Origin of the sequence: Acidovorax sp. 93 (assembly GCF_003633835.1) — a bacterium.
GTDB lineage: Bacteria > Pseudomonadota > Gammaproteobacteria > Burkholderiales > Burkholderiaceae_C > Acidovorax > Acidovorax facilis.
The window spans coordinates 3,404,958-3,423,909 of the sequence record NZ_RBIT01000001.1 but is presented as its reverse complement, the minus strand read 5'-3'; the positions used below and the strand labels follow the sequence as shown (position 1 = coordinate 3,423,909).

Annotated in this window: 13 protein-coding genes; 11 read left to right on the top strand and 2 right to left on the bottom strand. The window is 54.2% G+C overall.

Annotation, left to right across the window (positions count from 1 at the left end; translation table 11 throughout):
• Nucleotides 1–111 precede the first annotated feature (111 nt).
• Nucleotides 112–2,217, top strand: a complete 2,106-nt coding sequence (locus C8C93_RS15575; protein ID WP_233559436.1) for a TonB-dependent siderophore receptor — start codon at nt 112–114, stop codon at nt 2,215–2,217.
• 148 nt (nt 2,218–2,365) lie between these two features.
• Here C8C93_RS15575 and groL read toward each other — a convergent pair whose 3' ends face one another.
• Both groL and C8C93_RS15565 read right to left on the bottom strand, forming a co-directional pair.
• Nucleotides 2,366–4,018 (bottom strand): chaperonin GroEL, encoded by a 1,653-nt coding sequence (gene groL / locus C8C93_RS15570; RefSeq protein ID WP_121507493.1) that lies wholly within the window; start codon nt 4,016–4,018, stop codon nt 2,366–2,368.
• Nucleotides 4,019–4,188: 170 nt separating this feature from the next.
• On the bottom strand, nt 4,189–4,479 hold the full coding sequence (locus C8C93_RS15565) for a co-chaperone GroES (RefSeq protein ID WP_055395161.1): 291 nt from the start codon (nt 4,477–4,479) through the stop codon (nt 4,189–4,191).
• Between the two features lie 497 nt (nt 4,480–4,976).
• Between C8C93_RS15565 and C8C93_RS15560 the strand changes: the two genes are divergently transcribed.
• From C8C93_RS15560 to C8C93_RS15525, 10 genes are all read left to right on the top strand, one after another.
• Nucleotides 4,977–6,209, top strand: coding sequence for a sulfotransferase family 2 domain-containing protein (locus C8C93_RS15560; protein WP_121507492.1), 1,233 nt, complete (start codon nt 4,977–4,979; stop codon nt 6,207–6,209).
• 456 nt (nt 6,210–6,665) lie between these two features.
• Nucleotides 6,666–8,954 (top strand): M12 family metallo-peptidase, encoded by a 2,289-nt coding sequence (locus tag C8C93_RS15555; RefSeq protein ID WP_121507491.1) that lies wholly within the window; start codon nt 6,666–6,668, stop codon nt 8,952–8,954.
• A gap of 9 nt (nt 8,955–8,963) precedes the next feature.
• Nucleotides 8,964–9,290 (top strand): hypothetical protein, encoded by a 327-nt coding sequence (locus C8C93_RS25035; protein WP_147433773.1) that lies wholly within the window; start codon nt 8,964–8,966, stop codon nt 9,288–9,290.
• A gap of 627 nt (nt 9,291–9,917) precedes the next feature.
• Nucleotides 9,918–11,372, top strand: coding sequence for a mannose-1-phosphate guanylyltransferase/mannose-6-phosphate isomerase (locus tag C8C93_RS15550; protein WP_121507490.1), 1,455 nt, complete (start codon nt 9,918–9,920; stop codon nt 11,370–11,372).
• 29 nt (nt 11,373–11,401) lie between these two features.
• Nucleotides 11,402–12,493 (top strand): GDP-mannose 4,6-dehydratase, encoded by a 1,092-nt coding sequence (gene gmd, locus C8C93_RS15545; RefSeq protein WP_121507489.1) that lies wholly within the window; start codon nt 11,402–11,404, stop codon nt 12,491–12,493.
• A 10-nt stretch (nt 12,494–12,503) separates the two neighbouring features.
• Nucleotides 12,504–13,598, top strand: a complete 1,095-nt coding sequence (locus C8C93_RS15540; protein WP_121507488.1) for a DegT/DnrJ/EryC1/StrS aminotransferase family protein — start codon at nt 12,504–12,506, stop codon at nt 13,596–13,598.
• The gene (locus tag C8C93_RS25030) at nt 13,598–15,118 is read left to right on the top strand and encodes a hypothetical protein (protein ID WP_147433772.1); all 1,521 of its coding nucleotides are present in this window, start codon (nt 13,598–13,600) and stop codon (nt 15,116–15,118) included. Before C8C93_RS15540 ends, C8C93_RS25030 begins: the two co-directional genes overlap by 1 nt.
• 4 nt (nt 15,119–15,122) lie before the next feature.
• Nucleotides 15,123–15,905 (top strand): ABC transporter permease, encoded by a 783-nt coding sequence (locus C8C93_RS15535; protein ID WP_121507487.1) that lies wholly within the window; start codon nt 15,123–15,125, stop codon nt 15,903–15,905.
• Complete coding sequence (locus C8C93_RS15530; protein WP_121507486.1) at nt 15,902–16,651, top strand: ABC transporter ATP-binding protein; 750 nt, start codon at nt 15,902–15,904, stop codon at nt 16,649–16,651. Before C8C93_RS15535 ends, C8C93_RS15530 begins: the two co-directional genes overlap by 4 nt.
• On the top strand, nt 16,648–18,948 hold the full coding sequence (locus tag C8C93_RS15525; RefSeq protein ID WP_121507485.1) for a glycosytransferase: 2,301 nt from the start codon (nt 16,648–16,650) through the stop codon (nt 18,946–18,948). Before C8C93_RS15530 ends, C8C93_RS15525 begins: the two co-directional genes overlap by 4 nt.
• Nucleotides 18,949–18,952 lie beyond the last annotated feature (4 nt).

Genomic DNA, 18,952 nt, shown 5'->3' with positions numbered 1-18,952 from the left:
GCGATCCGAGCACAACTTGTTGCTGTTGTACGACATCTTCTGTCTGAAACGCGCACCTGTGTGGTTTGATTTTTAGAATAATAATCATTCTTATTTCTATTCTTGGTAATCATGAAACTTCAGCATCAGCGGACCGCAGTCTGCATGGGTATTGCGTTGGCTTTTGGAGGCGTCCCCGCCTGGGTCGCGGCCCAGGCCCAGGACGTGGGAGCCACCTTGTCCGAGGTGCGCGTGGACGCGAGCGCCGAGAAAGAATCGGCCACCGCGCCGGTGGTCGGCTACCGTGCCCGCAACGCGGCCACGGCCACCAAGACCGACACGCCCCTGGCCGAAACCCCCCAGTCCGTCACCGTGGTCACGCGCGACCAGATCGTGGACCAGGGCGCGACGACCTTCCAAGAGTCGCTGCTGTATGCCGCCGGGGTGCGCAGCGACGCCTATGGCCTGGACAGCCGCGCCGACAGTGTGCGGGTGCGCGGCAGCTCCCCCGACACGTACCTGGATGGTTTGCGCCAGAACTACAACTGGTACACCAGCACCACCCCCGCCGAACCCTACACGCTCGAGCGCATTGAAGTGCTGCGCGGCCCGTCGGGCATGCTGTTTGGCGCGGGCACGGTGGCGGGCGTGGTCAACATGGTCAGCAAGCGCCCGTTGCAGGAAGCGCAGCGCGAAGTGGGCGTGCAGCTGGGCAGCTGGAGCCGCAAGCAGCTGCAGGCCGACCTGACCGGCCCGCTCACGAAGGACGGCGAATGGTCGTACCGTCTTGTGGCCGTGGCGCGCGATGCGGACACGCAGACGGACTATGTGCAGAACGACCGCCGACTGATCGCGCCATCGCTGGCCTGGCGCCCCAATGCCGCCACCTCGCTGGTCCTGCAGGCCCACTGGCAGCAGGACCGCACGGGCACCACGGCGCAGTTCCTGCCCTGGTCGGGCACGCTGTTGCCCAACCCCAATGGCCAGCTTCCCATCAACCGCTTCATCGGCGAGCCGGGCGACTATTACGACAGCGACCGGCAATCCCTCGGCTACCTGTTCGAGCACCGCTTCAACGACGCATGGGCGGTGCGCCAGAACCTGCGCGTGGCACGCAATGAGAACCGCGGTGGCTACCACTATGCCGATTTCTTCACCATCCCGGGTGGCTGGGGCGCAGACCCTGTCAACCAGCGGCTGATTGACCGCGTCTACGGCAAGAACGTCACGCGCACCCGCATGGCGGCGGTGGACACCCACCTGCAGGGCAACCTCACCACCGGCGCCCTCAGCCACCAACTGCTGCTGGGTGTGGACTGGAATCGGCAGACCGAGAACAAGAACGAGGCCGACGATGCGTACAACACGCCCATCGATGCCTACGCCCCGGTGTACGGCCATGTTCTGAACCCGACGCTCATCGCACGGCCTGAGAACGTGCAGCGCCAAAGCGGCCTGTATGTGCAGGACCAGATGAAGTGGGGCAACTGGATCTTCATCGCCGGCCTGCGCCACGACCGTGCTGTGAACAGCCTGGCAGGCCAGTCCGACGACCGCACCAGCGACACCACCAAACGCCTCGGTGTGATGTACCAGTTGGGGGGCGGCTGGACCCCCTACATCAGTTATGCCGAATCCTTCAGCCCCGTGAGCGGCACCAATGCCTCGGGCCAGCGCTTCAAGCCGCTGGAGGGCGAACAGATCGAGGTGGGCGTGAAATATGCCCCCTCAGGCGGCACCACCCAGTTCACGGCGGCGGTGTACGACCTCAAGGAAAAGAACCAGAAGGTGGCCGACCCGACCAACCCCGACAACTCGCTGCAGGTGGGCCAGACCCGCAACAAGGGCCTGGAGCTGGAATACAAGGCGCGCGTGGCTACGGCGTTTGACCTGACCGCCCACTACAACTACACGGACGTCGATCCGCTGCTGGAAAACCTGCCGCGCCACCAGGCGGCCGTGTGGGGCGTGTACCGGTTTTCCATTGGCGGCGTGCGCGGCTTCTCGGCCGGTGCGGGGTACCGCTGGCTGTCGTCGTTCCGCGACGGCACGGGGCCCGAGGTTCCGGCGGCCGGTGTGGTGGATGCGCTGCTGGCCTACGACAGCCAGGACTGGCGCTACGCGCTCAATATCAGCAACCTGGCCGACAAGAAGTACATGAGCACCTGTCTGGCGCGTGGTGACTGCTGGTGGGCGACACGGCGCAATGTGGTGCTGAGCGCGACCTACAGGTTCTGACCGACCCATCGGGGCGATCTGCTGCTCCGGCGGCATTCACCCGTGGATGTCGGCCCGGCAAGGAAAAAACCCCGCAGGTTTTGCAACCTGCGGGGTTTCTTTTGGGGCTACCGGGCAGAACCTGGGTTCCACCCGGAGCGGCCGGCCATTACATGCCCATGCCGCCCATGCCGCCCATGCCACCCATGTCGGGCATGCCGCCGCCAGAACCGGCCTCGTCCTTGGGTGCTTCAGCAACCATGGCTTCGGTCGTCAGCAGCAGCGATGCCACGGAGGCAGCGTTTTGCAGGGCCGTACGGGTGACCTTCGTGGGGTCCAGAATGCCCAGTTCGAGCATGTCGCCGTAGGTGTCGTTCGAGGCATTGAAGCCGTAGTTGCCCTTGCCGGCCAACACAGCGTTCACCACCACCGAGGCTTCGCCACCAGCGTTGTTCACGATTTCGCGCAGAGGCGCTTCGATGGCCTTGAGCACCAGCTTGATACCGGCTTCCTGGTCGGCGTTGTCGCCCTTGACCGAGTCGCCCACAGCTTGCTTGGCACGCAGCAGAGCCACGCCGCCGCCAGCCACAACGCCTTCTTCCACAGCTGCACGGGTAGCGTGCAGTGCGTCTTCCACGCGGGCCTTCTTTTCCTTCATTTCGACTTCGGTGGCAGCGCCGACCTTGATCACGGCCACACCGCCAGCCAGCTTGGCCACGCGCTCTTGCAGCTTTTCGCGGTCGTAGTCGGACGTGGCTTCTTCGATCTGCACGCGCACTTGCTTGACGCGGGCTTCGATGTCAGCAGCAGCACCGGCGCCGTCGATGATGATGGTGTTTTCCTTGCCCACTTCGATGCGCTTGGCTTGGCCCAGGTCGGCCAGGGTCACCTTTTCGAGCGTCAGGCCCACTTCTTCAGCGATGACCTTGCCGCCCGTCAGGATGGCGATGTCTTCCAGCATGGCCTTGCGACGGTCGCCAAAGCCTGGAGCCTTCACAGCCACAACCTTCAGGATGCCGCGAATCGTGTTGACCACCAGCGTAGCCAGGGCTTCGCCTTCGACTTCTTCGGCAATGATCAGCAGGGGACGGCCAGCCTTGGCAACTTGCTCCAGCGTAGGCAGCAGGTCGCGGATGTTGCTGATCTTCTTGTCGAACAGCAGCACGAAGGGGTTGTCCAGAATCGCGGATTGCTTTTCTGGGTTGTTGATGAAGTAGGGCGACAGGTAGCCGCGGTCAAACTGCATGCCTTCCACGACGTCCAGTTCGCTGTCCAGCGACTTGCCGTCTTCCACGGTGATCACGCCTTCCTTGCCAACCTTGTCCATGGCGTCAGCGATCAGCTTGCCGATGGTTTCGTCGGAGTTGGCGGAGATCGAACCCACTTGGGCGATTTCCTTGGACGTGGTGGTGGGCTTGGAAGCCTTCTTCAGCTCGGCAACCAGGGCCGTCACAGCCTTGTCGATACCGCGCTTCAGGTCCATCGGGTTGATGCCGGCGGCCACGTACTTGAAGCCTTCGCGAACGATGGCTTGTGCCAGCACCGTAGCGGTGGTGGTGCCGTCACCAGCGTTGTCGCTGGTCTTGGAGGCCACTTCCTTCACGAGCTGGGCGCCCATGTTCTGCAGCTTGTCCTTGAGTTCGATTTCCTTGGCCACGGACACACCGTCCTTGGTCACGGTAGGGGCGCCGAACGAGCGCTCCAGCACCACATTGCGACCCTTGGGGCCCAGAGTCACCTTAACCGCGTTGGCCAGGATGTTCACGCCTTCAACCATGCGTGCGCGGGCTTCGCCGCCGAAAACTACGTCTTTTGCTGCCATGTTTGGCTCCTAAATTCTGAAAATCGTTAAACGGATAACGGGTTGTGGGGAAAGAAAGCGTAGCGAGCAGGTGTCAGGCTAGGCGCACGGAGTGCAGCAACCGGAACGTACTTCCTGTACGTGAGGATTGCGAGCACCGCGCAACGACGCCTGGCGCCTGCGCAGTAGCTTTATTTCTCCACAACTGCGAACAGATCGTCTTCCTTCATGACCAGCAGCTCATCGCCGTTGACCTTGACAGTCTGGCCCGAGTACTTGCCGAACAGAACGCGGTCACCGACCTTCACGTTCAGGGCAATCACGTCGCCCTTGTCGTTCTTCTTGCCGGGGCCGACGGCCAGCACTTCACCTTGATCGGGCTTTTCAGCGGCGTTGTCAGGGATCACGATGCCGGAGGCCGTCGTGGTTTCGCTTTCGATACGCTTGACGATCACGCGATCGTGCAGAGGGCGAAGGTTCATTGCAATGCTCCTGTTTTCAGTAAAAAGCTGACGTACTCAGCGCCTGGAGGCCCAGGCGCTACCAAACTTCCGGCAGCCAAGGCGGTGTTAGCACTCGTCTGCGGTGAGTGCTAATGATACGGGCATTTGTGGCGGTTTCAAGATGCCCTACAGATTTCGGAACCTGGTGGGCGGTGCGGTGGCTGCTTGCACAGGTGCGCTGCAGAGGGGGTTTGCGATCTGGCGGACGATGGGTTCAAAGATATAGTGAGTGGCCCTTGCCTGCATTGATTCATGAGCCCTTGCTGTCAGTCGAGAGGTTCCACATGCTGGTCTGTGGGCCTTCATTCGGCGGGGTTGGGGCGCGTGCTGCGCCCTCCGCCGTTGCATAGATAGGCCAGCTTTTGAGAAGTGCGTAAGAGGTGCGTTGAATGGCGCCCCTCCCGCCATCATCTTGATGTCCATTTCCGTTCTGATCGTGTCTCGAATTCTCTAATCTTCGAATAGATATATTTGTTATGAAATTTTCAGATATCCGCTGTACCGCGGATGGCGATCAGCATGGCGAACTATCCGGCCTTAAGACTCCATTTGCGTTCGTGCATATACCGAAATGCTCCGGGACCGCATTCGAAAACTATATTTTGTCTCAAGGCGTAGGTTTTGAGAAATCTCGGGCTTTTACTGGACTTGACAGAAATGACAAGCCGGAGTCGCTTGAAATGTATTTTCGAAATGAAGGGGCATCGCCATTTGTTTTTGGTCACTTTTACTATAGAGATCTCCTGCGATTCTGCCCGGGCGCGTTTTTGGCAACTTTTGTTCGTGATCCGTTGAAGCGCACTATTTCTCAATATAAATCTTGGCACGACGAGAAAAACTTCCAACCTGATGATCCTCATTATAAGGTTGCAAATACCGTGGAGCGTGATGCGCTTGTCTTTGCGCAGCGGGCCTCCCTGGAGGAGTTTGTGTGTTCAGATAATGCCGTGATTGTGGATGGTGCATTGGGTAATCAGCAAACCATGTATCTTTCTACCTATTCCGGTGATGATCTGGCGCAGCATCTTGAGAGTGCCAAGAAGAATCTGGCAGCTTTGGATTTTTTTGGAATCACTGAGAGTTTTCCAGAGTCGCTGGAACTTTTGCGTTGCATGATTCCAGATCTGAGTGATTATAAAATCGGCCCTGAAATGGAAAACAGATCTCGAATTTCAGTCGATCAAGTGAGTAATCGTGCAAGGGAAATAATTGCCGGGCAGGTTGAATACGACCAAAAATTGTATGAATACGCGTGCCAACTCTTCAAGGAGCGTCTTCAGGAGTGGCGTGCTAGCCCGCGGTCAACCTATTCAGTGAAGGGGTTTGGCCGAAGGGCCGAGGACGCCCAGGAATATGCGCCCGACGGCCAGCCATCCGGGGGTAAAAATGAAGCCACGCAACTAGAGATTTCAGCGTTGAAATCCGAAAACGAGAGAATTGAGACTGAAAACAGGATGTTGCGTTCTCAATTGGAGCAACTGGAAGTAGCGCACTTGCGGGCGTCAGAACTGAATCAAAATGCCGTGAGGGTAGCGCAGGAGAGCGCCGCAGAGGTTGACGCGGAGAATGGTCTGCTTCGCACTCAGTTGGCCCATCTCAGTGCAAGTCACATGCAGCTTCAGCAGGTTTACCGGGATATTGTGGGATCGCGATCGTGGCGCGTGATGCAAACACTACAGTCTGTGTTAAAGCCATTCCTGAAAAAGTAGGCTACTAAGTAAGCTGAATTTGAATGCGCGAATTTTCTGAATGCATTAAAACTATATTTATAATATATTGGTATTAAAAATGCTGTTTACATGGTGTGCATTTTTGCGCTTCTGAGAGTCTGGCGTCTTGGCGCGAGCGTAGCTGGGTTGGGCTTTGGATGGTCCTGGGGCCGGGAAGGGGTGGGAGGCGCAGGCGCACTCAGACTGGGTGTGGTGGACGCCACTGATAAGTGGCTTGCAGATGTTGCGGGATGGGCGTTGTTCCGTGAACATGGGAATTGCCTTTTTGCCTGATTTGGACCGCATCTCAGGAGCGCCTGGCTAGTGAAGATGCTCTTGCTGTTCTTACGCATTTGCGCTAGATTTTTGAGCTGCAGTCTTTGGGGTGCAAATCCTCACGTGTTGGGGGGGAGCGACCATGGGTGTGCTAAATTAATTTGGTGATCGTTTATCACTATGAAAAATAAAACAATGTTCGATAAATTGAGTTGGCGATTCACCAAATCTCTGGCAGTTGCTGCGTTTGCCTTCTATTTGGTGGGGGCTCATGCCCAGCAGATTATGGAGCTTACGCCGGGAGAGGCGCCGTCTGAAAAACTAGCGCTTACGGCCATGAGTATCAAGCCTGGCGAAGCCCTTCATATTCAAAATCTCAAGATTAATGATGAACTTCCTTCGGTTGTTAATCTCATATTGCGTCGCTCGGAAGTAATAAACGGGGATACACAGTTCATTGTTGTTGATGAAAAGGGTTCTAGGGCATTTCCGCTTGCTGCGAGTGCTCATTTCGTGGGAGCACTCGAGGGAAATTCTGATAGCTACGCCTTCGTCACGGTGAACCCTAGTGGTGAGATCAGGACGATCATTCACCGAGGAAAAGAAACCGTTGTTAATGAATTATTGCCTGCAAGGGGCGGTGGCTCAGGGGGAGCTGTTTCGCGCCTTGTCGATCATCAAAAGGACTTTGTCAACAGAGAATTCTCTTGCGGAGTAAGTCCGGAATTTCTTCAATCCGATCCTGGGCAGCGGAAGCTCGGCATTGAAAATCTACTGAAAACCGGTAGAGAGAATTCACAAAAAATTCTGGGTGAAGAGAAAGCAGGAAGCCTGCGGCGTGCTGACATAATTATTGATAGCGACTATGAGTTCTACCAAAATTTTGGCTCTGAGTCGGCTGCATTCACATACGTCACGGACCTGCTTACTTATGTCGGTAGTAGGTACCAGGCCGAAGTGGCTACCCGATTCAATATGAAGCAAATAGTGATCAGAACGACATCGGCCGACCCGTGGACCCAGACTGCCACAAGTGCAATGCTCGATGAGTTGCGGACTTTTTGGAACGCAGGGGCCAATGCATCTATTTCCCGGCACCATGTTCACTTGCTAAGTGGTAAAAATTCTGGAGGTGGCATTGCCTATGTAGGTAGCCTGTCCAACCAGGCGATCGCTTACGGGGTAAGTGCAAATATCGAAGGAAATTTCAATCCGTCAAATCCGCAAGTCATTTGGGATTCGGTTGTAGTTGCCCATGAAATCGGGCATGCGTTTGGTAGCTCCCATACGCATGATTACGATAATCCCTATATTGCACCAACTCCCAATACCGGTGGCGCGATTGATTGCTGCTATTCGGGCAACTCCACTGGGCAGTGTGGAATCGCCCTCGGGGGGGCAGGTCGTTTTGGCTTTTTACCGGGCCTGTCGTCAACTACGGGCGGTGGAGCCGGCCAGGGCAATGGGACCATCATGAGCTACTGCCATTTGCTCAGTGGCGGGATGAGCAATATCGCATGGACGTTTGGAACCAATCACGCCTATGGTGTGAACGCTGGTCGGGTTCCCACTGTGATGTCCGATCAAGCGCAGACAAAGCTGCCCCTGGATACTTCGGGCACCTTTGACCTGAGTGTGAGCAAAACGGGGACGGGCACGGTAACCAGCTCCCCAGCGGGTATTAATTGTGGCGTGGACTGCAACGAAAGCTACGCCGCGGGCACTGTAGTCACGCTGTCTGCAGTCGTGGGAACTGGGTACACCTTCTCTGGGTGGGGGGGCGATTGTTCAGGAACTGGGTCTTGCACCGTAACCATGAGTGCGGCAAGGAATGTGACCGCCACGTTCATTCCAACTCCCCAAGGCGTGCTTTCTGTAGCCAAGATCGGCACGGGGACGGGCACAGTAAGCCGTACAGGGGGATTGCTCAATTGCGGTAGCACCTGTAGCGAATCACTGACCCCAGGCACCATCGCGACGCTGACTGCAAGCCCCTCGGCCGGAAGTGCCTTTGTTGGATGGAGCGGAGGTGCTTGTAGCGGGACGGGCGCTTGCTCATTCACGGTCAATGCCAACACCACCGTGACCGCGAACTTCAAGTCAAACAACGCTGGGGGCCCTGCCACAACGCCTCTTCTGGAGACAAATCTGACAGGGGCTGCGGGCTCTGTTCTCTACCGCACTGTAACCATTCCAGCAGGTGCCAAAAACCTGATTGTCCAGATAAGTGGCGGAATTGGGGATGTGGATCTCTTCGTCAAGTTCGGGCAGGTACCAACGACCACTTCATACGATTGCAGGCCCTATTTGCCAGGAAACGAGGAGAGCTGTACGTTCCCAACACCGGCTGCGGGTACGTACCATGTGATGCTGCGCGGGTATAGTCAATATAGTGGAGTTACATTGGCGGCGTCATATCACAAAAAACCAATTAATCTTGCTCCGATACTGCAACTTCTTTTGGACTGAGGGATTTATATGAAAATAGTTAAAAAAGCTTCGTTCGCCGCTTGTGCCATACTTCTTGCATTTAATGTTCAGGCAGGAACGTCTTCTGGCAAAGTCACTACGATGATTATTAATGCCAGTAATTTTCTTTTCTTTACTGCTGGTACCAAGACGGGATCTCCTACTTGTGGAAACAACAATCAGTGGGCTATCAATCTAGCTACTGCGCAAGGGAAGACGATATACGCGTTGTTGCTTTCTGCGCAAGCACAAGACAAGACCGTATCTGTTTTTGGTAATAACACCTGCAACAATTGGGGTGATCGTGAAGATGTTCTTTATGCCATTTCAGAGTGAATATCTGTTTGGTTGAAGGAGCGCCGTGACGGGAGTTGGGGGCAGGCCACGCTACAGCGAGACCCGTGCGCAATCCCCCTTGCTGGCGCTTTGCGCGAAGATTCAATAGTGGCACGCTCAGTTGCAAGGGACGCCTCTGCGAACCTCGGCGTGTGCCTCCCCCTTGAGGGTGGGCTTCAATGGTTGTTCAGCCCTGACTTAGCAGTTGGCACAGATCAGCAGGGCCACAGCGCGGTTTTCGTACGGGCAGGTCGTGTGCTTTACAGCCGAGTCGAGCGCTGTGCGATTGCCGGGGCCCCACGGGTCTGAAAAACAATGCAGAGCGGCACACTTTTTGGTGGCCGATATCCCGTCGCAACGAGGTCTTGTGGATTGATCCGCTCGGTCATAGCGGACAGCCGAACCTTCAGACTGGGGGAAGGAAACCCGATGTAACCTTGGCTGGCGCGTATAGGGGCAAAGATACAATGCGTTAAAGAAGTGCCGGACCGCTAGACCGGTGTCAAGTCTTCTTCTACGCGTGCGGCGCAGAGTCTGCCGCCATGGCTCCCCCAATTTTGAACGGGTCAGTTTCCAAGCGGTTAGGGCCGCAGCGAACACTGAAGCGCTCCTTTTTTGTCCCTTTTCATGAAGCACACACTGGTTCCTGTCGTCTTGTGTGGAGGTTCCGGCACCCGGCTGTGGCCTTTGTCGCGTGAAACCTATCCGAAACAGTTTCTGGCTTTTAACGGTGAGTTCACCTTGCTCCAGGACACCGTGTTGCGTCTGCACGGACTGCCAGAATGCGTTTCGCTGACACCGCCAGTGCTCGTATGCAACGTCGAGCACCGTTTTCTCGCCGCTAGTCAGCTGACTGCCGCCAAAATAGACAGCGCAAGCATCGTCCTGGAGCCCTCTGGGCGGAACACGGCCCCTGCCCTTACCCTCGCAGCCCTGCAAGCTTGTCGTGATGGAGGCGACCCGATACTGTTGGCCATGCCTGCGGATCATGTGTTCACTGATCGGCCCGCCTTGCACGCTGCAATCCTTCGAGCTTTGGGGATAGCTGCGCAAGGTGCAATGGTCACGTTTGGCATCGTGGCGGACAGGCCCGAGACGGGTTATGGATACATTCAGCGGGGCGCGGAGTATGAGCCCGGGACTTACCGTGTCGCCAATTTTGCGGAGAAGCCTGATGGTGATACCGCCCAAAGGTACATCGACTCAGGAGAGTATCTGTGGAACAGCGGGCTCTTCATGGTGCGTGCAAGTGTCTGGCTGAAAGCGTTGGGCGCTTGCAATCCGGAGATCCTCCAGGCGTGCACCCGTGCGATGGCGGAGGCGAAGTGCGATCTGGATTTTGTACGGCCTGACGTGAGCGCCTTCTCGGCCTGCCCGTCGGATTCCATTGACTACGCCGTCATGGAGCGTCTGCCGAAACGCCCAGACCTGGATATTCCTGCGTGTGTCGTACCGCTGCAGGCCGGGTGGTCTGACCTTGGCGCCTGGGATGCCTTGTGGGAAGTCCTGGGCCACGACGCCAATGGCAATGCCGTAGTCGGCGACGCAGTGTTAACCGATTCGACTGGGTCACTTGTAATGACGAGCAGCCGTCTGGTTGCAGGCGTTGGCTTGAAGAATATCGTGGTGATTGAAACTCCCGACGCCGTACTTGTTGCCGACAAGTCACAGACGCAGAGCGTCAAACATGTCGTGGCTCACCTCAAAGCGCACAAACGCGCTTTGGCGAACACCCACCGCAAAGTACATCGGCCTTGGGGCTGGTACGACAGTATCGATAGCGGTGAGCGGTTCCAAGTCAAACGCATCGTGGTCAATCCAGGTGCAAGCCTCAGCCTGCAAATGCACCACCACCGCGCCGAACACTGGGTGGTTGTTAAGGGGACGGCTCAGGTCACCAATGGGGATAAGGTCTTTCTCTTGGGTGAGAACGAATCGACTTATATCCCAGTGGGTCACGTCCACCGACTTTCTAATCCCGGAAAAGTACCGCTTGAGATTATTGAGGTCCAATCAGGAAGTTATTTGGGGGAGGATGATATTGTGAGATTTGACGATACTTACGGGCGGATGTGCTCCTAATCTAAGAAATCTACATTCAGGAGAGTGAATTGAAAAAGAAAATAGCACTTATTACTGGCATTACAGGGCAGGATGGAGCGTATTTGGCCGAGTTGTTGCTCAGCAAAGGCTACTCTGTTCATGGTATTCGCCGGCGTGCATCGTTGTTCAATACGGATCGTATTGATCATCTTTATCACGACCCCCATAGCGAAGGGCTGGATTTAACGCTCCATTATGGTGATCTCACAGACTCCTCCAGTCTTATCCGTATTGTCCAACAGGTTCAACCAGACGAGATTTATAATCTCGCGGCCCAAAGCCATGTCGCCGTGTCGTTTGAAGAGCCCGAATACACCGCCAATTCGGATGCCTTGGGTACGTTGCGCATACTAGAAGCCATACGTATTGCCGGTTTGGAAAAGAAGTCCCGCTTTTATCAAGCATCTACCTCTGAGCTTTATGGCTTGGTGCAGGAGGTTCCCCAAAAGGAAACCACCCCGTTTTACCCTCGATCTCCTTATGCGGTTGCAAAGATGTACGCCTATTGGATCACGGTGAACTACCGTGAAGCATACGGAATGTACGCTTGCAACGGCATCTTGTTCAATCACGAATCTCCCTTGAGGGGTGAAACTTTCGTAACACGCAAGATCACGCGCGCACTTGCGAGAATCAAACTTGGATTACAGGAATGCCTGTACCTCGGGAATATGAACGCTCTGCGCGACTGGGGTCACGCGCGCGACTATGTAGAGATGCAATGGCTAATGCTGCAGCAGGAAACAGCGGAAGATTTTGTAATTGCGACCGGAGAGCAGCACTCAGTTCGCGAATTTGTGGATCTTGCAGCGAAAGAGATCGATATCCATATCCAGTGGCAGGGGCAGGGTGTGGAGGAAAAAGGCTACGACACGGCAACGGGTAAATGTATTGTGGCGGTCGATCCCAGGTATTTCCGTCCCTCAGAGGTTGAAACACTGCTTGGCGATCCAACCAAGGCCAAGCAGAAATTGGGCTGGGTACCGACTACCACTTTCGCCGAGCTGGTTTCAGAAATGATGCGGGAAGACCTTAAGGAGGCACAACGCGACGAGCTGGTCAAACAGAATGGTTTTAAATACTTCAACCATCACGAATGATCGGCCAGGCATGATTCCGGTATACCAACCTTATTTCAACGGACGCGAAAAAGAGTACGTCAATCAGTGCCTGGACTCCACTTGGATTTCCTCCAAGGGGGAATTCATTGGCAAGTTCGAGTCGGCCTTCGCAAATTATGTGGGTGCGCAAGGAGGTGCAACCAGTGTCTGCAATGGCACCGTGGCCATTCATCTGGCCCTGGCCGCATTGGGCATTGGTCCTGGCGATGAGGTGATTGTGCCAACCTTCACCTACATTGCTTCGGTCAACACCATCATCCAAACGGGCGCAACTCCCGTATTTGTGGACTCGTTGCAAGCTACATGGCAGGTAGACCCCGAAGATATACGGAAAAAAATAACACCAAGAACCAAGGCGGTGATGGCCGTTCATCTGTATGGGCAATCCTGTGACATGGATCCGATTGTTCAAATTTGCAAAGAGAACAATCTTCTCTTGGTTGAGGATTGCGCTGAGGCCTTTGGTAGCTATTACAAAGGGCGACATGTTGGCACCTTTGGTGATGTCGCCACTTTCAGCTTCTTTGGCAACAAAACCATTACCACGGGCGAAGGAGGTATGGTAATTGCCAAAGATGCAGCAGTGCTCGCGAAAGCATTTCACCTGAAAAATCAAGGCGTATCGTCAAGCCGGGAATATTGGCACGATATCGTTGCCTATAACTACCGAATGACTAATATCTGTGCCGCGATTGGATTGGCACAGCTGGAACAAGCAGACGTCATTCTTGAAAAGAAACGCCAAATTGCACTTTGGTATGAAGAGGCCCTGCAGGGATTGCCGCTGGAGGTGCATCGTGAAGAGTCCGGAACGACACATTCCTTCTGGATGTGCTCCGTTCTGGTGAACGATGCCACCCAACGGGACGGGCTTCGCCAGCACCTGCGCAAGCAAGGCGTTGAAACACGGCCCGTTTTCTATCCTGCGCACACCATGCCTCATTGTCAGGCTGAAGGCGTATTTCCTGTTGCTGAATATCTAGGGGCTAGAGGAATCAATCTGCCGAGCTTCCCCGCGCTTGCGTTTGAAAATGTACAAGATATCGCTAAGCACTTGCGACTATTTTTTGAGAATCTTGTGTAATGAAGTATGCGCTAGTCGCCACCACTGGCTATATTTTGCTGGTCGATCTAGATTCGAAGCGCGTTACCCCTTTGAAAAAAGATCAGCCAGAATATTATGGAATATCTTGGTTCCCGGGAGATTCGGAGCTGGTTCTTTCACATTCAGGTGTGAATAATTCAGATCTCATCGACATAGCATCTTATGCCCAATCTGAACAGGGCTGGCTCTCCAAAGGTACTCAGAATGGGAGGCGTTTCTTATCTGCTCCTCACCAGATATTGTGTGCGCCTGATGGTCGAATTATTTGTACGAACACGGGCAGAAATGTTATTTCGATAGTTGATTTGAATCGTCTCAATCTATTTCAAGAGGCGGGTATCAGTAACGCGCGATGGGACCGATTGTCGCTGGAAAAAATTACAGGCGATCACCTGAATTCCGTATTTCTCCAGAATGATCAACTGTTTGTAGTAGCGCATGGCCACAATAAAGGCTCTAAGTTGGCTGTTTTTTCATACCCGGATCTTGACTTGTTATCAGTCACTCCTCTCGGTGAGAGAACGGGGCTTCACAATATTTGGATTACCTCTGAAGGCCAGCGTATAAGTTGTCATTCTGAAATTGGGGCCCTGATCGATATAGATTGCGCAGAGCCTCTTTGGGAATCAGGATCACCTGTATATACGCGCGGGCTGGCTGCTACCGATGATTACGTGCTTGTAGGAGAGAGCCAAAAGACCGGGAGAGATTTGCGTCGCAATTCGCTGAGTGCGATTTGGGTATTGGATCGAAAGCAATGGCAAGCGATTGACTACATCTGCTTGGGGCCTTATGGAGCAGTGAATGAGGTGAGATTGTTGGATGTACCCGATCTAGCCCACCATGGCACTCCATTGCATAATATCCAGAATTTCCTCGCGGAAAGTGGGTTCCGGGATCTTCCCCCGGCTGAAATGGAAAAAAGCGAAAAAAATGGCCAGAATTTTGCAATGTCTAATGCCGATTTGGTTCAGGGCAAGCTGGATTTGGCTCGCGCTGTTTGGGGCGGGAAAGCCACCTGGTCGTCATACCCTTTGGTCCTCGGGTCACCAGAAACGTTAAATGATGGAAGTAAGCGAGCCGCTGTAGATAACCTGTGCCTAGCTTTGAAAAAGGACTCTGATAATCAATCTATGGCGTGCTTTTCCTATGCCCTTGAAGCTGGGCAGGTGTCGCATGTCTCTGCCGTGCTTGGTTACACGGGTAAGGGTGGGGATACCCATATGGCTGCATTACTGATTCAGAGTTCGGTCGGAGGAGGGGTATTGTCTGCATGGCGCCACAAAGGAGACGGGTGGAGGCAGTTGACGGAAATTGCAAATGTATTTGGACTTCCTCTGGAGGGAGATGTTCAGCTAAAAACTAGCCATTTGACGGCGATTCTATCTGTAGGAGGTACCGAGATATTGCGTCTGGATGCATCCACGTTGGGGCTGGACCACTGCAACAAAGGGCTGGGTATTCGATGGATAGGTGCAACGGTCAAACCACTGGATTAGTTTAATGAATCGATACTGGAAAGGGATATGGCAATCCCGCTATTTTTGGACCCATCTCGCTCTGGCTGATCTGCGCTCGCGTTGGCGGCGTTCCTTCTTTGGGGCCTTGTGGTCAATTATTCAACCCCTCGGCATGACGGCGTTACTGGCGGTGGTGTTCAGCCAGATGTTCAAGTCAGACATCACAACTTATGCCCCTTACATTCTCTCTGGCTTGATTGTGTGGGAATTTGTGGTTGCCAACGTTACGGGGGGAGCCCTATCGTTCGTTCAGGCAGATGCATATATCAAGCAGTGTAAACACCCATTGGCCATATATACCCTCCGCACCGTTTTAGGGAGCCTGGCTGTTCTGATGTTGGCAAGCGTTGCTCTGTTTGGATGGTCGCTGGTTGTGCTTCCGCAGAACTTCGGCTGGAGTTGGTTGGCGACGCTCACCATCTTCCCTGTTTTGGGTCTGATCGCGTGGCCCTTGGCTACGACCCTGGCGTATATTGGTGTGCGCTTTCGGGACGTGCCCCACGCTATGGGGCTATTGATGCAGGCCTTATGGTTTATATCGCCGGTCTATTTTGAAGCCAAAATGTTTAGGCAAGGGGGGATGGGTTTTCTGGTGGACTTCAATCCCATTTACCACGTGCTCCAGTTGGTTAGAGCGCCGTTGCTGGAGGGGGCATGGCCTACCGTCGAAAACTACAGCTATTCCTTTGCAATAGCTCTGGTGTTTGGTCTTTTCGCCTGGTTGGTGGGGCGGAAGGCTGAGAGCAAGGTTATCTTTTATTTATGAACCAGCCTGAAATCAATCTTCAAGCAGTCAATCTGCATTATGCATCGGTTGCGTTCAAAGAGCGTTCGCTTAAATCTTTATTATCACGGCCGTTTGGGAAAAGTGGTGCACGTGAGATCAAAGATGTTCATGCGCTCAAGAATATAACTCTTGAAATCAAAGGTGGAGAGCGTGTGGGGCTCCTGGGGCACAACGGCGCTGGAAAAAGCACTTTCCTCAAAACCGTTGCCGGTTTGTATCCAGTCTCCAGTGGCCAGGTCAATGTTCGAGGGCAGGTGCGTTCGCTATTTGATTTGAGCTTAGGGTTCGAGCCGGATGCTACCGGTCGTGAAAATATTCTATATCGGGGACTGTTATTGGGATTAACGCCGCGGTTCATGCGTGAAAAACAGGCCGAGATCGTTGAATTCGCAGATCTCCGGGAATTTATAGATTATCCTATTAAGACATATTCTGCAGGCATGCAAGTGCGATTAGCATTTGCTATATCTACTGCGGTTGGTGGGGATATATTATTGCTGGATGAAGTTATTGGGGCGGGGGATGCGAATTTTATGGGTAAAGCGAGGCAGAGAATTGCGGAGTTGATTGAGCGCGCAGAAATTCTTCTGCTGGCTTCTCATGATTTTGGCGCCCTTAATAGCCTTTGCCAGAGAGGATTGGTTTTTCACCGTGGTGAGATAGTTTTTGACGGCTCCATTTCCAAGGCGGTAGTCGAGTACAAGAAGGTGAATAATATTCCATGAGGAATGATCAGCCCTTGCGTGTAATGTGGTTGCTTAACCACACGTCAGCACGAAAATTCGAGATTCCAATGCTGAAACGCATTGGCGTGGAGCAGATATTCCAGCCAAAAATATTTCCAGCTGACCCAAGCTTTCGGAGTGCAAATATTGACTTCTCAGAGGACGATAGACTGGCTATATCAGTGCATGATCTGCAGGTTTTAAATGCGGCGGATTGGTATGCTGGAGCAAGTCAAGATGCCTGGGAGATTGCAAATCGACACTTTGATGTTGTTTTCTTGATATTGCATTCAGCGGAGGTTTTGGTATCTGCTGCGAAGTATTTTCGTGGGGCCATCGTTTTAAGGGCGTTCGGGACGGAAAAACCAGTCACTTATGAGAAAATAATAGCGCACTACGGAATCGCTTCAACTGTGAGGGGTTTGGGTGGGCGATTCTATTTTGGTGAGGCCTATCCACATCTGGGGGATCAAGAGGCTAAGTATCTTCGTGACAGAAGATGCTATCTGCCTTTGGGTATGGAAAGTGTTGATTATAAGGATAGCTGGGAAGGTGCGCTAAAACAGGTTGTTTTTGTCTGCCCAGATATTGGATTCAATTTTTACTATCGGCAGATATATGAATCGTTTTGCCGAAGTTTTGGGGATCTACCCTATATCGTCGCTGGCGCACAACCGATTCAAGTGGATGACCCGAGGGTTCTCGGCTTCGTGAGCAATGAGCAGCATGCTCATAACATGACTCAAAGCCGCGTCATGTTTTATCACAGCCAAGAATCACATCATATTCATTACCACCCCTTTGAGGCTGTTCGCATCGGCATGCCGCTTGTATTCATGGGGGGCGGTATGTTGGATCGGATGGGCGGCTCGAAGCTTCCGGGGCGTTGCGAAACCATCCGTGAAGCGCGGCTAAAAATTGAACGTATCCTGAATGACGACCAAGATCTGATCCGGAGCATCCGAGGAAGTCAAACGATGCTTCTGGATGCGATGAATCCAGCGAACTGTGAAGGTGCATGGCAGGCTGGTTTTGCCCGCATCGCCTCAGAACTCGCCCTGGCGCGCGCAGAACAAGCGCGTCGACCCCTCGTGACGAAGCGCAAACGCATTGCGGTGATCTTGCCTGTGGGGTATCGCGGTGGCAGCCTACGAGGCGCGTTGTTGCTAGCCAAGGCGCTGTATATCGGCAGTCGCCAAGCAGGAGAGCCGACAGATGTTGTGTTTCTGCATCTGGACGACCCTGCGGTGTATTCGACAACTGATTTTGATGACTTGGCCGAAGGGGTCCAGCGAAGGCCATATAAGTGGAAGTCCCTGCGAGCTGGCGAGGCACGCCGTGCCATGCGGTACGCGGGCTTTCCGGAGTGGGAGCCCCTAGTGCAGCAATACCTCGTGCCCGACGACGGAATTCAGCAGCTGCAAGATTGTGACCTTTGGCTTGTCGTCAGCGACCGTTTGTCGAGTCCTTTGCTTCCACTGAAGCCCAATGTGCTCATGGTGTATGACTATTTGCAGCGCTATGAAGCCGTCATGCCGCAGGGCGCGGACTACTTTTTTCTACTGGCTGCTCAGTCTGCTGCGCGCGTGCTTGTGACCACAGACTTCACTTGGCGAGACGCAACCCAATATGCGGGTCTTCAGCCTCGCTTGGTTCGTCGGGTTCCTATGTTGGCGCCTGAGTTTCCCATACGTAGGGCAGCCCACAATAAGGAACGAGGTTCGGGTCGGGGCTACTTTATCTGGACCACCAATGCTTCCCTGCACAAGAATCATGCTCGCGCGGCGCAGGCCTTAGAGATCTACTACGGCGAATTGGGCGGAAAGCTGGATTGCCGCGTTACGGGGGTCAACACCCGGGACATGCTGACCAGTCAGACTCCTCATTTGCGAGAAATGGCCAAGGTCTTTGAACGCAGTGAACTGTTGAAGGCGCGGGTTCAGTGGTGCGGCGAGTTGTTAGACGCCACTTATCGCGAACTCGTGGAAGGGGCCGTGTTCCTATGGCATGCAGGTAATATTGATAACGGAACGTTCAGCGTGATTGAGGCTGCTTGCTTGGGGGTTCCATCGCTGTCCAGCGACTATCCCGCTATGCGTGAGATGGATACGCAGTTTGCACTGAACCTCGCGTGGATGGACGCCAAGTCTCCCCGCGATATGGCGGTTCAGCTTAAGCAAATGGAGTCTGACGCCCCTGGCAGGCGTGCCCACCTGCCTTCACCACAACAACTTGCCGGCCAGAGTGTGGAGGCGCTTGCACGCCAGTACTGGGAAGAGGTGCGCTCGTGCCTGTAAAAGA